The sequence below is a fragment of the Agrococcus sp. SCSIO52902 genome (genome assembly GCF_022983135.1).
In the GTDB taxonomy this organism is placed as follows: domain Bacteria; phylum Actinomycetota; class Actinomycetes; order Actinomycetales; family Microbacteriaceae; genus Agrococcus; species Agrococcus sediminis.
The window spans coordinates 235,976-249,348 of sequence record NZ_CP095269.1 but is presented as its reverse complement, the minus strand read 5'-3'; the positions used below and the strand labels follow the sequence as shown (position 1 = coordinate 249,348).

At 75.1% G+C, this 13,373-nt stretch carries 14 protein-coding genes; 7 read left to right on the top strand and 7 right to left on the bottom strand.

The genetic code is table 11. The annotated features are described in order from the left end of the window. Positions 1-39 precede the first annotated feature (39 nt). Complete coding sequence (locus MU522_RS01250) at positions 40-1,029, top strand: DUF2332 domain-containing protein (protein ID WP_246991910.1); 990 nt, start codon at positions 40-42, stop codon at positions 1,027-1,029. A 101-nt stretch (positions 1,030-1,130) separates the two neighbouring features. Then, positions 1,131-2,123, top strand: coding sequence for an IS481 family transposase (locus MU522_RS01245; protein ID WP_246991909.1), 993 nt, complete (start codon positions 1,131-1,133; stop codon positions 2,121-2,123). Positions 2,124-2,149: 26 nt separating this feature from the next. Here the strand turns inward: MU522_RS01245 and MU522_RS01240 are convergent, their stop codons facing one another. Genes MU522_RS01240 through MU522_RS01230 form a run of 3 tightly spaced genes read right to left on the bottom strand, consistent with a single transcriptional unit; the run spans position 2,150 to position 5,852 of the window. Then, a complete protein-coding gene (locus MU522_RS01240) occupies positions 2,150-3,190 on the bottom strand; it encodes an ABC transporter ATP-binding protein (protein ID WP_246991908.1) in 1,041 nt (346 codons plus the stop codon). Between the two features lie 19 nt (positions 3,191-3,209). After that, entirely contained in the window at positions 3,210-4,790 is a 1,581-nt protein-coding gene (locus tag MU522_RS01235; protein WP_246991907.1) for an ABC transporter permease subunit, read from the bottom strand. Further along, positions 4,791-5,852, bottom strand: a complete 1,062-nt coding sequence (locus MU522_RS01230; protein ID WP_246991906.1) for an extracellular solute-binding protein — start codon at positions 5,850-5,852, stop codon at positions 4,791-4,793. A gap of 112 nt (positions 5,853-5,964) precedes the next feature. Here MU522_RS01230 and MU522_RS01225 point away from each other — a divergent pair, with 112 nt between their 5' ends. Beyond that, positions 5,965-6,366, top strand: a complete 402-nt coding sequence (locus MU522_RS01225) for a hypothetical protein (RefSeq protein WP_246991905.1) — start codon at positions 5,965-5,967, stop codon at positions 6,364-6,366. Then, positions 6,363-6,710 (top strand): hypothetical protein, encoded by a 348-nt coding sequence (locus tag MU522_RS01220; protein ID WP_246991904.1) that lies wholly within the window; start codon positions 6,363-6,365, stop codon positions 6,708-6,710. The genes MU522_RS01225 and MU522_RS01220 overlap by 4 nt, the downstream gene beginning before the upstream one ends. A 19-nt stretch (positions 6,711-6,729) precedes the next feature. On the opposite strand, the gene MU522_RS01215 is transcribed toward MU522_RS01220, so the two are convergent. After that, entirely contained in the window at positions 6,730-7,125 is a 396-nt protein-coding gene (locus MU522_RS01215) for a DoxX family membrane protein (protein ID WP_246991902.1), read from the bottom strand. Between the two features lie 151 nt (positions 7,126-7,276). On the opposite strand from MU522_RS01215, the gene serA reads away from it, so the two are divergent. Together serA and MU522_RS01205 are read left to right on the top strand one after the other, a co-directional pair. Beyond that, positions 7,277-8,869: a phosphoglycerate dehydrogenase gene (gene serA / locus MU522_RS01210; RefSeq protein ID WP_246991900.1), complete on the top strand. Its 1,593-nt coding sequence runs from the start codon at positions 7,277-7,279 to the stop codon at positions 8,867-8,869. 51 nt (positions 8,870-8,920) lie between these two features. Beyond that, positions 8,921-9,640 carry an alpha/beta fold hydrolase gene (locus MU522_RS01205; RefSeq protein WP_246991898.1) on the top strand — a complete coding sequence of 240 codons (720 nt, stop codon included), beginning with the start codon at positions 8,921-8,923 and terminating at the stop codon, positions 9,638-9,640. A gap of 10 nt (positions 9,641-9,650) precedes the next feature. Here MU522_RS01205 and MU522_RS01200 read toward each other — a convergent pair whose 3' ends face one another. Together MU522_RS01200 and MU522_RS13255 are read right to left on the bottom strand one after the other, a co-directional pair. Further along, positions 9,651-10,820 (bottom strand): GAF domain-containing sensor histidine kinase, encoded by a 1,170-nt coding sequence (locus MU522_RS01200; protein WP_246991896.1) that lies wholly within the window; start codon positions 10,818-10,820, stop codon positions 9,651-9,653. Continuing rightward, complete coding sequence (locus MU522_RS13255; RefSeq protein ID WP_281440010.1) at positions 10,817-11,368, bottom strand: TetR/AcrR family transcriptional regulator; 552 nt, start codon at positions 11,366-11,368, stop codon at positions 10,817-10,819. The genes MU522_RS01200 and MU522_RS13255 overlap by 4 nt, the downstream gene beginning before the upstream one ends. A gap of 96 nt (positions 11,369-11,464) precedes the next feature. Between MU522_RS13255 and MU522_RS01190 the strand changes: the two genes are divergently transcribed. Further along, a complete protein-coding gene (locus MU522_RS01190) occupies positions 11,465-12,994 on the top strand; it encodes an MFS transporter (protein ID WP_246991894.1) in 1,530 nt (509 codons plus the stop codon). Positions 12,995-13,058: 64 nt separating this feature from the next. On the opposite strand, the gene MU522_RS01185 is transcribed toward MU522_RS01190, so the two are convergent. After that, positions 13,059-13,316, bottom strand: a complete 258-nt coding sequence (locus tag MU522_RS01185) for a DUF6458 family protein (RefSeq protein WP_246991892.1) — start codon at positions 13,314-13,316, stop codon at positions 13,059-13,061. Positions 13,317-13,373 lie beyond the last annotated feature (57 nt).

Here is a 13,373-nt window from a genome sequence, read left to right as displayed (position 1 = left end):
GCACACGGGCGGCCGCGCCCGGCATGGCAGGGTGGATGCGTGCAGGACGTGACCGAGGACCAGTCCGTCGCGCGCTCCTACGTGCGGTGGGCCGCGGTCGAGGCCGAGGAGCGCTCGCCGCGCTACGCCGAGTGGGCGCGCGGCGTGGCCGCCGACCCCGCGCTCTGCGCGGCGATCGCCGAGCTCGAGCCGGTGAAGCGGCAGCCCAACCTGCTCTTCGCCGCCGCCCGCTTCGAGGGCGTGCCGCTGCAGCCGTGGGTCGACGTGCGCGACATGGTCGCGGGCGCCTGGGACCGCATCCGCTCGACCATGCTCGCGCGCATGACGCAGACCAACGAGGCCCGCCGGATGGCCACGCTGCTGCCCGCCATCGCGCACCTGACGGGGCCGATCGCGCTCGTCGAGGTGGGCGCGGCGGCGGGCCTGTGCCTCTACCCCGACCGCTGGCGCTACCGCTTCGGGCCGGGCAGGTACGTGGGCGACGCGAGCCTGCCGCTGCTCGAGACCGAGGCCTCGCCGTCGACGCCCCTGCCCGCCGAGCCGCCGCTGGTCGCCTGGCGCGGCGGCCTCGACCTGCAGCCGCTCGACCCCGCCGACCCCGACACGCGCGCGTGGCTCGAGGCGCTCGTGTGGCCGGATGCGACGGGCGGCGTCGACGGTGCGCGCGTCGACCGGCTGCGCACGGGCATCGCGATCGCTCGGCGCGAGGGCGCCGAGCTGCGCCGCGGCGACCTCACCGCCGACACGCGCGCGCTCGTCGAGGAGGCCGCGCGGCACGCGCCGACGGTCGTCGTCTGGCACTCGGCCGTGCTCGCGTACGTCTCGGCCTACGAGCGCGCAGCCTTCGCCGACCTGATGGGCGAGCTGCCGGTGACGTGGGTCGCGAACGAGGGGGCGTCGCTCGAGATCGGGCCGCCCGCGCCGTGGGCGTCGCCGTCCGACTTCGTGCTGCGGCGCGACGCCGAGCCGATCGCGATCACCGACCCGCACGGGGCGGCGATCACCTGGCTCGACGACATCGCCCGCTAGCTGTACTGCCCAGGGACGTTGTTCGAACGTGGAGTGGTGACGTAGCGAGAACCTCCGGGCAGGGTGGTGGTGTTCAAGCAGCCATCCGCCAGGAGGTTCTCGTGGCCCACGGTAATGCGGCGCTGACGCCGCGCCAACGTCTTAGGCTCGCTCGCGCGGTCGTCGATGACGGCTGGACGGTCGCAGCGGCCGCGGACTACTTCCGGGTCTCCTGGCCGACCGCGGCGAAGTGGTCGCGTCGGTATCTCGAGCTGGGCGAGGCCGGAATGGCTGATCGTTCGTCGCGGCCGCTGTCCTCGCCGAACCGGACCCGGCCTGATGTGGTCCGGCGGATCGTGCAGCTGCGGATCCGGAAGCGGCTCGGGCCCGTGCAGATCGCTGGGATGGTCGGCATGCCGGCGTCGACGGTCCACGCAGTGCTCGTGCGTTGCAGGCTCAACCGGCTCAGCCATGTCGATGTGAAGACCGGCGAGCCCGCCAGACGCTACGAGCACGACCGTCCCGGTTCGCTGATCCACGTCGACGTGAAGAAGCTCGGCAACATCCCCGATGGCGGCGGTTGGCGCTACGTCGGACGCCAGCAAGGACGCAGGAACCGGCGCCAGACGCCGGGGCTTGCTCGGAACAAGTATCGCCACGAGCTGCTGCGCCACGCGTTCGTCCACACCGTCATCGACGACCACTCCCGCGTCGCCTACGCCGAGATCCACGACGACGAGACCGCCGCAACCGCGACCGCCGTGCTCCGCCGCGCGACGTCGTGGTTCGCAGCCCGCGGCGTCACCGTCGAACGCGTCCTCTCCGACAACGGCCCCGCCTACCGCTCGCACCTCTGGCGCGACACCTGCCGAGAGCTCGCGATCGTCCCCAAGCACACCCGCCCCTACCGGCCCCAGACCAACGGCAAGATCGAACGCTTCCACCGCACCCTCGCCGATGGATGGGCCTACGGACGCCACTACCGCTCAGAACGAGCCAGACGCGACGCGCTCCCCGCCTGGCTGCACCTCTACAACCACCACCGACCCCACACCGCCACCGGCAAGCAGCCACCGATCACCCGATTGAACAACCTGCCTGGGCAGTACAGCTAGCCCGCGCCCGCGCGAGCGCTCGGCAGTTAGGCGCCGGCGAGTGGCACCGCGTGCGGCGTGCCGTGGATGCGCACCGGCATGCGGGTGCCGAGCTCGATGCCGATCGCCGACGGCATCCGCATGAGCACCGTGCCGGGCACGCCCTCCGCCTCGGCGAGCAGCAGCCGGTCGTGGCCCGAGTACTCGACGTCGCGCACGGTGATCGGCACGCCGGCGGCGAAGGGCTTCAGCTGCTCGGGCCGCACGACGAGCATCGCCTCGGCGTCGTCGATCGCGCCGGCCGCGACCGGGACGGGGCCGAGCGGCGTGCGCCAGGCATCACCGTCGCGCCTCGCGGGCACGAGCGTCGACTCGCCGAGGAAGGTCGCGAGCCACGCCGAGCGCGGCCGGGCGAAGAGCTCCTCGGCGGTGCCGTGCTGCTCGACCCGGCCGCTGCGCAGCACCGAGACCCGGTCGGCGAGCGCGAACGCCTCCTCCTGGTCGTGGGTGACGAGCAGCGCGGTCGCGCCCGCATCGCGCAGGATGCGGCCGATCTCGCGCCGCAGGCCCACCCGCAGCGTCGCGTCGAGCGCCGAGAACGGCTCGTCGAGCAGCACGATCGACGGCGCCGGTGCGAGGGCGCGCGCGAGCGCGACGCGCTGCGCCTGGCCGCCAGACAGGTCGGCCGGCGAGCGGTCGCCGAAGCCGCCGAGCTCGACGAGCTCGAGCATGGCCCGCACGCGCTCGCCGCGGGGGTCGCGCTCGCTGCGCGGCAGCCCGAAGGCGATGTTCTCCGCGACGGTCAGGTGGGGGAAGAGGGATGCGTCCTGCGGCACCCAGCCGACGCCGCGCCGCTCGGGCGGCACCGTGCGGCGCGCCGTCGACAGCACGCGGTCGCCGACGGCGATCTCGCCGGCCCGCAGCGGCAGGAGGCCCGCGATCGCGAGCAGCAGCGTCGACTTGCCGGAGCCGGAGGCGCCGAGCACGGCGTCGACGCCGCCGGAGGGCACGTGCAGGTCGAGCTCGTGCACCACGTCGCCGCCGCCGGGGTGGCCGACGGTGGCGGCGGTGATGCGCAGCTCGCTCATGCGGTGCTCCGCTCGGGGGTCATGGCGCGCTCCGCTCGGTGATCTCGGCGGCGTGCGCCGGGTCGCGCTCGCCGGTGGCGGCGAGCACCAGCATGGCAGGCACCGCCGCGCACGCGACGAGCGCGAGGGCGTAGGGGGCGGCGGCGGCGTACTCGGAGATGTCGGTGCGCGCCCACAGCGCCGTCGCGAGCGTGTCGACGCCGGTCGGGCGCAGCAGCAGCGTCGCGGGGAGCTCCTTGAGCGCGGCGACGGCGGCGAGCAGCGCCGCCACGGCGATGCCGGGCGCGGCGAGCGGTGCGGTGGTGGCGGCGAGGGCCCGCAGCCGCGGCCGCCCGAGCGCGCGGGCGAGCAGCTCGTAGCGCGCGGGCACCCGCTCGAGCGCCGCGCGCACCCCGCCGACCGCGCGCGGCGTGGCGAGCAGCGCGTAGGCGGCGATGAGCACGCCGACGCTCTGGTACGCCCACGGCACGAGCGAGAGCGAGAGGAACACGAGCGACAGGCCCACGACGATGCCGGGCAGCGAGTGGGCGATCGTGGCGGCGCCCTCGAGGGCGCGGCTGAGGGGCGACGGGTGGCGGGCGGCGAGCAGCGCGACAGGCGCGGCGAGCGCGATCGCGAGCAGGCCCGCGGCGATCGCGAGCGCGACCGAGGTGCCCGCGGCGCCGAGCAGCTCGGGCCAGTCGAGCGCCGCGACCGCATCGGCCGAGGCGGCGCGCGCCAGCAGCACCCCCACCGGCACGCCGATCGCGAGCACCGGCGTGACGACCACCGCGGCCATCGCGAGCGGCGCCCATCCGCCCGCCTCCAGCCGCAGCGGCGCCGCCGATCGCAGGCGCGCGGGCACGGCGGCCCGCCGCACGCGCTGCTCGAGCAGCACGAGCGCGACGGCCGCGACGACGAGCACGAGGCCGAGCAGCGCCGCGTAGGAGCGGTCGAAGCCCGCGCCCATCGCCCGTGCGATGCCGGTCGAGAGGGTCTCGACGCGCATGAGGGAGACGACGCCGAAGTCGGCGAGGGCGTAGAGGCCCGCGAGCAGCGCGCCGGCCGTCGCCGCCGGGCGCACGATGGGCCACGTCACCTGCAGCATCGCGGACAGCTGCGTGCGGCCGAGGGAGCGCGCGGCGATCTCGAGCCCGGCGGGCGTCGAGCGCAGCGCCGCGAAGACGGGGAGGGTCACGTACGGGGTCGAGACGATCGTGAGCTGCAGCCACGCGCCCCAGAAGCCCTGCATCGAGGGCACGATCCCGAGCCAGCCGAAGGCGGCGACGTACGACGGCATCGCGAGCGGCAGCGCGGCGAGCGTCAGCAGCGTGCGGGCACCCGGGAGCCGCAGCCGCGCGAGCAGCGCGGCCTGGAGCGTGCCGAGCGCGCCCACCGCGAGCGCGACGGCGAGCGCGAGGGCGAGGCTCGTGACGAGCAGCTCGCCCGTGCGCGGCCGCAGCACGAGCGGGAGCGCGGCGGCGGGGTCGGCGCCGACCGCGCGCACGACGAGGTAGACGACGGGCGCGGCGAGCAGCGCCACCGACACGGCGCCTGCGAGCGCGAGCGCGCGTGCGCCGCCCCGCTCGGGACGGCGCACGCGCGGCGGCGCTGCCAGCACCTACAGCAGGCCGTGCTCGGCGAGCAGCGCCTGGGTGTCGGCGAGCGACGCGAGGTCGGCGAGGTCGAGGTCCTCGACCGCGAGCGACTCGATCGCCGGCAGCTCGGGCGCCGCCTCGACGCCGTCGACGAGCGGGTACTCGAAGGTCTCGGTGACGAAGTACTCCTGCGCCTCGGCCGAGACGAGGTGCTCGATGAAGGCGAGCGCGTCGGGGTCGCCCTCGGCGCTCGCGAGCAGGCCCGCGCCCGTCACGTTCACGATGCCGCCGGGGTCGCCCGGCAGGAACGCGAGCTGCGCGCGCATCTGGTCGGCGCCGAGCTCGTTGGCGTCCTCGAACCAGTAGTAGTGGTTGATGAGCCCGAAGTCGGCCTCGCCCGACTGCACGAGGTCGAGCGTCTGGCCGTTCGACTCGGTGAGGATCGGCTCGTTCGCGGCGATCGCCTCGACCCACGCGGCGGCCGCCTCCTCGCCCTCGAGCACGCGCATCGCGGTCACGAACGACTGGAACGAGGCGTTGCCGGGCGCGAACGCCACGCGGCCGCGGTACTCCTCCCCGGTGAGGTCGGCGATCGCGGTGGGCACCTCGGCCTCGGCGACGTCCTCGCTGTCGTAGGCGATGACGCGCGCGCGGCCCGTGACGCCGACCCAGCTGCCGTCGGTCGAGGTGAACTCGGCCGGCACCGCGCCGGTGATCTCCTCGGGCAGCGTCGCGAGCATGCCCGCCTCGGCGACGGCGCCGAGCGAGCCGGCGTCCTGCGACCAGAAGACGTCGGCGGGGGAGCGGTCGCCCTCCTCGAGCAGGAGCGCCTCGAGCTCGGTCGACGAGGCGTAGCGCACGTCGACGTCGATGCCGCTCGACTCCTCGAACTGCTCGATGAGCGGGTCGACGAGGTCCTCGCTGCGGCCGGCGTAGAGCGTGAAGGCGCCGTCGGCCTCGGCTGCGGCACCGGTCGAGCCGGTGCTCGCCGAGGGCTCGGGGTCGGATGCGGTGCAGCCGGCGAGCACGAGGGCTGCGGCGGCGAGGGCGGCGGGCGCGATGGCGCGCAGGGCGGAACGCTGCAAGGAGGACTCCCGGAGAGGTGATGGGCCGGCGGCATCCGGCGCCGCGGCGATGAGGTAAGGGTAGCCTAACTCGCGCCGGATGCCGGCGTCGGCCACCGGTAGGCTGGTGCGGATGAGCCGCGACGAGGATGCCCTCCGCTGGGAAGGCGACGACGAGCTCGATCGCGCGACCGCCGACGACGGCGCGGGCTCCGCGCCCGGGCCCGACGGCGCATCCGCCCCCGACGCCCCCCGCGAGGCGCGGCGCCGCGGCCCGCTCGGCTGGCTCATGCTCGCGCTCGCCGCGGCCTCGACCGTCGGCTGGATCGCGATCATGGTGCTCAACCCCGTGCAGCAGCCGAGCCTGCTCGGGCTCGCGATGTACCAGCTGGGCGAGCTGCTCGCGGTGATCGCGCCGCCGCTGTGGTGGTTCTGCGTCGACCGCCTCGCGCCCGTCGGCCGCCGCGCGCCCTGGTGGCTCGCGGGGCTCGTCGTCACCGCGCCGTGGCCGCTCGCCGTCGGAGTGCTCGCATGAGCGCCCGCGAGCGGCGCGAGGAGCGCCCGAGCGACAGCTGGATCGTCGCGCTGCTGTTCGCGCTCGCGTTCGGCTACGACACCGTCGAGGCGATCGCCAACGCCGAGCAGCTGCCGCTGCTCTACGTCGGCGCGGGCATCGAGGGCGCCATCCCGTGGTGGCTGCTCGTGGCGCAGGTGGCGCTGCCGGGCATCCTCTTCGTCGTCGCGCTCTTCGTCGGGCGGCGGATGCGCCTCGTCGCCAAGGCGGGCATCCTGCTGGTCGCGCTCGGCGTGAGCGCGCAGCTGAGCCTGCTCGCCGAGCAGCTGGCGCGGCAGATCGCGATCACCGCGCTCGGCGCGTAGCCCGCGCGCGCGGGCCGCGTCAGATCACGCTGACGAGGATCAGCAGCCCGAGCACGATCTGCCCGATCGCGCGCGGCACGAGCGGCACCGCGACGGCGCCGAAGCGCTCCGGCTCCTTCGCCGCCTGCGCGTTCGCGGGGAACACGAGGATCAGCAGCGCGATGAGCGCGAGCCCCGCCGCGAACCGCACGCCCCACCACGGCGCGAGCAGGCCGAGGCCGCCGAGGATCTCGGCGACGCCGGAGACGGTCACGAGCGTCGGCGCCCAGCGCCGGTCGGGGCCGGCGAGCCCCGCGGGGATCATCGCGCCCATCGTGCGGCGCACGCGGGGCACGAAGTGGGCGGCGCCCATGCCGATGAAGACCACGGCGAGCAGGATCCGCAGCACGAGCTGCACGAGAGCGAAGGCGTCCATCGCCCCCCATCCTCCCGCACTCCGGTTGCGTCGCATGACGATCGGGCGCCGCCGGCGCACGTGCCGCTCGGTAGGCTGGCTGCGGCACGACGACGTGCTGCGCCCGGGCCGCGCACCCCACGCGCGGTCATCACCGTCAAGGGAGTCCCGCATGTCCAAGCCCGTCGTCCTGATCGCCGAGGAGCTCTCGGCGGCGACCGTCGATGCCCTCGGCCCCGACTTCGAGATCCGCTCGGTCGACGGCACCGACCGCGAGGCGCTCTTCGCGGCGCTCGCCGACGCATCCGCCGTGCTCGTCCGCAGCGCCACCCGCATCGACGCCGAGGCGCTCTCGCACGCGCCGCAGCTCAAGGTGATCGCGCGCGCCGGCGTCGGCCTCGACAACGTCGAGATCCCCGCCGCGACCGCCGCGGGCGTCATGGTCGTCAACGCGCCGACCTCCAACATCGTCTCGGCCGCCGAGCTCGCGATCGCGCACATCCTGGGCCTCGCCCGCCACATCCCCGCCGCCGACGCGTCGCTCAAGCGCGGCGAGTGGAAGCGCTCCGCCTACACCGGCGTCGAGCTGTACGAGAAGACCGTCGGCATCGTCGGCCTCGGCCGCATCGGCGTGCTCGTCGCCGAGCGGCTCGCCGCGTTCGGCACGAAGCTCGTCGCCTACGACCCGTTCGTCAGCCCCGCGCGCGCCGCCCAGCTCGGCGTCGAGTTGCGCAGCCTCGACGAGCTGATGGCCGAGAGCGACTTCATCACCATCCACATCCCGCGCACGCCCGAGACGGTCGGCCTCATCGGCGAGGCGCAGTTCGCGCTCGCGAAGCCGACGCTGCGGATCGTCAACGCCTCGCGCGGCGGCATCATCGACGAGGCCGCGCTCGCCGAGGCGCTCCGCTCCGGCCGCATCGCCGGCGCCGGCATCGACGTGTTCGTCTCCGAGCCGCCGAAGGACGACGCGCTCACCTCGGCCCCGAACATCCAGGTCACGCCGCACCTCGGCGCGTCGACCGACGAGGCGCAGGAGAAGGCCGGCATCGCCGTCGCCCGCTCGGTGCGGCTCGCGCTCTCGGGCGACCTCGTGCCGGATGCCGTGAACGTCGCCGGCGGCATCATCGACGAGTACGTGCGCCCCGGCATCCCGCTCGCGGAGCGGCTCGGCCAGTTCGCGGCGGGCCTCGCGGCCGGCCCCGTGGAGGCGGTGGATGTCGCGGTGCACGGCGAGCTCGCCGGCTACGACGTGAAGGTGCTGCGCCTGGCGGCGCTCAAGGGCTTCTTCTCGTCGATCGTGAGCGAGCAGGTGACGTTCGTCAACGCGCCGGTGATCGCCGAGTCGCGGGGCGTCACGAGCGACCTGTCGGCCGACGAGCGCAGCGACGAGTACCGCAACGTCGTCGAGGTGATCGTCGCGTGCAGCGACGGCCGCCGCGTGAGCGTCGAGGGCACGCTGACGGGCCCGAAGCAGGTCGAGAAGATCGTCGGCGTCAACGGCCAGTCGGTCGAGGTGCCGATGGCCGAGCACTTCGTCGTGATGGAGTACGTCGACCGCCCGGGCATCGTGGCCGCCTACGGCGCGGCCTTCGGCGAGGCGTCGATCAACATCGCCGGCATGCAGATCGCGCGCACGGAGGCGGGCGGCGACGCGCTGTCGATCATCACGATCGACCAGGCCGCGCCCGACGCGCTCGTCGAGCAGCTCGGCGCGGCGATCGAGGCGACGACGATCCGGCAGATCGAGATCCGCCCGCTCTGAGTCGCGTCGCGAGCCTGGCCCGTGTCGGCGCCCGGCGGTAGCGTCGCGCGCATGGACACCACCGCATCCGCCCGCATCGTGCTCGTGCCCGGCTTCTGGCTGGGCGCCTGGGCGTGGGACGACGTCGCCCGGCTGCTGCGCGAGCAGGGCCACGACGTCGTCGCGCTCACCCTGCCGGGCCTCGAGCCCGACCATCCCGCCCGCGGCGAGGTGACGCTCGACGAGCAGGCCGACGCGATCGTCGCGGCGCTCGGCGACGGGCCGGCGGTGCTCGTCGCGCACTCCGGCGGCGCGCTGCCGGCGACGCTCGCGCTCGACCGCGCCGTCGACCGGGTGGCGCGCACCGTGTGGGTCGACACGGCGCCCGTCGTCGACGGGGCGGCGATGGATGCGTCGTCCACGGCCGACGTGCTCACGCTCGACGAGCGGTGGGACGACGAGCTCGCCGACGGCTCGATGCGCGACCTGACCGACGCGCAGCTCGCCGACTTCCGCGAGCGCGCCGTGCCGCAGCCGGGCCGCACCGTGCGCGACGCGGTGCGCCTCGCCGACGAGCGGCGGCTCGACGTGCCGGCGACGGTGGTGTGCACGGCGTTCTCGGCCGCCGACTACCGCTCGTACGCCGAGCAGGGCGTGCCGTTCCTCGCCGGGCTGCTCGAGCATCGGGCGATGACGCTCGTCGACCTGCCCACCGGCCACTGGCCGATGTGGTCGAGGCCGGTCGAGCTCGCGCAGGTGATCGGCGAGGCCGCGGCCGGCGCGCGCCGGTAGCCGGTCGCGCTCAGTCGCCGCCGGGGAGCAGCACCCACACGCTCGCGCCGCCGAGCGCCGCGTCGTCGATGCCCATGCGGCCGCCGTGCGCCTGCACGATGCGACGGCAGGTCGACAGGCCGATCCCGAGCCCGTCGACGTCGCCCCTGCCCGCGCGCTCGAGCAGCTCGAACACGCGGTCCCGGTCGGCCTCCGGCACGCCGGGGCCGTCGTCGTCCACGGCGATGCGCCAGCCTGACGCCATCGGGTGCGCGCGGACCTCGATCCGCGGCGCGGCACCGCCCCGACCGCCGAACTTCAGCGCGTTCGAGAGCAGGTTCTGCAGCAGCGCCCGCAGGAGGGTCGCATCGCCGGTGATGCGGGGGAGGGGGCCGACGTCGATGACGGCGTCGGATGCCGCGACGGCGGCGTCGAGGTCGTCGAGCGCGTCGGCGACCACGGCGTCGAGGTCGACCTCACCGCGGCGGACCGAGCCGCCGACACGGGCGAAGTCGAGGAGGTCCTCGACGAGCGCGCTCATGCGGTCGGCGGCCGACTCGGCGCGCTCGAGCGCGCGGCCGGCCGCCGGCGCCGCCGCCATCTCGGGGCTCGAGGCCGCGAGCTCGAGGAAGCCGACGAGCGCAGTGAGGGGCGTGCGCAGGTCGTGGCTCACCTGGCCGGCGAAGTGGGCGAGCTGCTCGTTCGAGCGCTCGAGCTCGCGGGTGATGCGGCGCAGCTCGAGCACGTCGACGACCTGCCGGGCCAGCAGCGCGAGCGCGCGGCTCGCCTCGGGGGTGAGCTCGCCCACCTCGTCGTCGAAGACGCACAGCGTGCCGATGGGCACCCCGGCCGGGGTGATGAGCGCGCTTGAGGCGTAGAAGCGCACGGCGGCGATCTCGCCGGTGACGAAGGGGTTCCGTCGGAACCGCTCGTCGTCGCGCGCGTCGGGCACGACGACGTGCCCGGGGCTGCGGAAGACGACCGCGCACATCGAGTCCTCGCGCGCGCAGACGCTCGGGTCGAGCCCGATCGCGGCGACCTGGTGCTGCTTGCGGTCGTCGATGATGTTGATCACGGCCGTCGGCACGCCGCACAGCGCGGCGGCGAGCTCGACGAGGCTCTGCAGGTCGGGCTCAGGCGCCTCGCCGAGCAGCCGGTACTCGGCGATGGCCTCGCGGCGCGCGATGTCCTCGATCGTCATGCAGGTCCTCCGGCTGAGGCGCCCAGCCGGCGCGCGACGGCGATGAGCCGCTCGATCTCGACCTCGGCGCGGCCGGGCTCGAGCGCGCCGAGCGCCGAGCGCAGGTAGACGCCGTCGGACATCAGCACGATCGCGAGCGCGAGCTCCTCGTCGCCGAGCCGCGCCGCGAGGGCCGCGACGTACTCGTCGTCGAGCCGCTGCAGCGCCGCGCGCGCACCGGCGCCGGCGGGGGACTGCGCGAGGCGCACGAGGGCGACCGTCGCGCGGTCGAGGTCGCTGCCCTCGGCGACCGAGGTGCGCAGGAACCGGCCCACGAGGTCGTCGGCGGCGCGGAGCGACTCGAGGTCCTCGGCCCCGAGCAGCTCGAAGCGCTCGATGAGCCCGGCCTCGAGCGCGGCCTTCGAGCCGAAGTGGTAGAGCAGCCCGCCCTTCGACACGCCCGCGCGCTCGGCGACCGCCTGCACGGTCGCGGCGCGCTCGCCGCCCTCGATGAGCAGCGTGATGTACGCGTCGAGCAGCTGCGCTCTGGCGGGGGAGTCACGGGGCACGGCATGAGCATAGCGTTGCCAGCCAACCGTCCAGACGGTACAGTAACGGGGTCGCGCGCCGCCCGCGCCGGCCGCCACCCGACCAGGAGCCCGACCATGGACATCCGCCAGCAGACCCGCGTCCTCGACGAGGCGACCGCGCCGCGCGCCGGCGCGCGCGAGTGGGTCGCGCTCGCGGTGCTCATGCTCCCGGTGCTGCTCGTCTCGATCGACAACACGGTGCTGGCGTTCGCGCTGCCGCAGATCTCGCTCGCGCTCGAGCCCGACGCCGCGCAGCAGCTGTGGATGGTGGATGCCTACGCGCTCGTGCTCGCCGGCCTCCTCGTGGCGATGGGGAGCCTCGGCGACCGGTTCGGCCGCCGGCGCATGCTGCTCATCGGCGCCACCGGCTTCGCCGTGGTCTCGGTGCTCGCCGCCTTCGCGCCCACCGCATCCGCCCTCATCGCCGCGCGCGCGGCGCTCGGCCTCTTCGGCGCGATGCTCATGCCGTCGACCCTCTCGCTGCTGCGCTCGACCTTCCCGCACCGCGATCAGCGCCGCCTCGCGATCGCCGTCTGGGCGACGGCGTTCTCGGTCGGCTCGGCGCTCGGCCCGACGGTGGGCGGGCTGCTGCTCGAGCACTTCGCGTGGGGCTCCGTCTTCCTCATGGCGGTGCCCGTGCTGCTGCCGCTGCTCGTGCTCGCGCCGCTGCTCGTGCGCGAGAGCCGCGACGCCGCGCCCGGCCCCATCGACCCGATCGGCATCGCGCTCTCTATCGCCGCGCTCGGCGCGCTCGCCGCGACGATCAAGCACGTCGCGGTGGAGGGCCCCGACCTCCTCGCCGTCGCGCTGCTCGCGGTCGCGATCGTCGCGGGCCTCGGCTTCGCGCGCCGCATGCGCTCGGTCGACGAGCCCATGCTCGACCTCGACCTGCTGCGGGTGCCCGCGTTCTCGGGGGCGATCGCGATCAACCTGCTGAGCGTCGTCGCGCTCGTCGGCGCACTGTTCTTCCTCACCCAGCACCTGCAGCTGGTCGAGGGGCTGTCGACGCTCGACGCGGCGCTGCTGCTCGTGCCCGGCACGATCGCCATGGTGCTCGCGGGCCTCGGCGTCGTGCGCATGGTGCGGCACGTGCCCGCGCACCGGGTGGTCGCGGCGGGCCTCGCGAGCTCGATGGCCGGCTACCTGCTCGTCGCGCTCGCGGGCGACGCGCTCTCGCCGCTGCATGTCGCGATCGCCTACGTGCTGCTCGGCGCCGGCGTCGGCGCCGCCGAGACGCTCTCGAACGAGATCGTCGTCTCGACCGCGCCGCCCGCGAAGGCGGGCGCGGCGAGCGCCGTCTCCGAGACCGCGTACGAGCTCGGCGCCGTGCTCGGCACCGCGGTGCTCGGCGGCATCGTGAGCGCCGTCTACCGTGCGTCGATCGCGCTGCCCGACGGCGTCGCATCCGCCGACGCAGACGCCGCGCGCGAGACGCTCGCGGGCGCGCTCGAGGTGGCCGAGCGGGTGCAGGGCGACCTCGGCGCCGGCATCGCCGAGGCCGCGCGCGCGGCCTTCGACCAGGGGGCGCTGTGGACCGCGCTCACCGGAGCGGCGCTCATGGCGGCGGCCGTCGTCGTCGCGCTGCGCGCCCTGCGCCGCGCGTAGGCGCCCAGGACGACGAAGCGGCGCCGCCCCGGGAGGGACGACGCCGCTGCAGCGCGGGGGCTGCTCAGATCAGGTCGTCGCGGCGCTCGGTGCGCTCGACGCGCGTGCCGGTCTCCGGGTCGACCGCCGTGCGCGACACCTGGCTGGTGCGGCCGGAGCGCGCAGCCATGACGATGCCGATCAGCGTCACGAGCGCGCCCGCGCCGAGCAGGATGTAGCCGATGAGGGACCAGTTGGCGCCGTCGACCTGCCACAGGGCGGGGACCGCCCAGGCGACGATCGCGCCGACTGCCATGAGGAAGATGCCGAAGCCGATGCTCAAGGTGCACTCCGTTCGTTGGTGCAGCCCGGGACCAGGCCGCTTGCTGGGAATGTACCC

Coding starts and splice junctions, on each gene's coding strand:
- serA (WP_246991900.1), top strand. CDS start 7,277: ATGTCCAAGCCCGTCGTCCTGATCGCCGAGGAGCTCTCGGCGGCGACC.
- MU522_RS01240 (WP_246991908.1), bottom strand. CDS start 3,190: ATGAGCGAGCTGCGCATCACCGCCGCCACCGTCGGCCACCCCGGCGGC.
- MU522_RS01205 (WP_246991898.1), top strand. CDS start 8,921: ATGGACACCACCGCATCCGCCCGCATCGTGCTCGTGCCCGGCTTCTGG.
- MU522_RS01215 (WP_246991902.1), bottom strand. CDS start 7,125: ATGGACGCCTTCGCTCTCGTGCAGCTCGTGCTGCGGATCCTGCTCGCC.
- MU522_RS01220 (WP_246991904.1), top strand. CDS start 6,363: ATGAGCGCCCGCGAGCGGCGCGAGGAGCGCCCGAGCGACAGCTGGATC.
- MU522_RS01200 (WP_246991896.1), bottom strand. CDS start 10,820: ATGACGATCGAGGACATCGCGCGCCGCGAGGCCATCGCCGAGTACCGG.
- MU522_RS01190 (WP_246991894.1), top strand. CDS start 11,465: ATGGACATCCGCCAGCAGACCCGCGTCCTCGACGAGGCGACCGCGCCG.
- MU522_RS01225 (WP_246991905.1), top strand. CDS start 5,965: ATGAGCCGCGACGAGGATGCCCTCCGCTGGGAAGGCGACGACGAGCTC.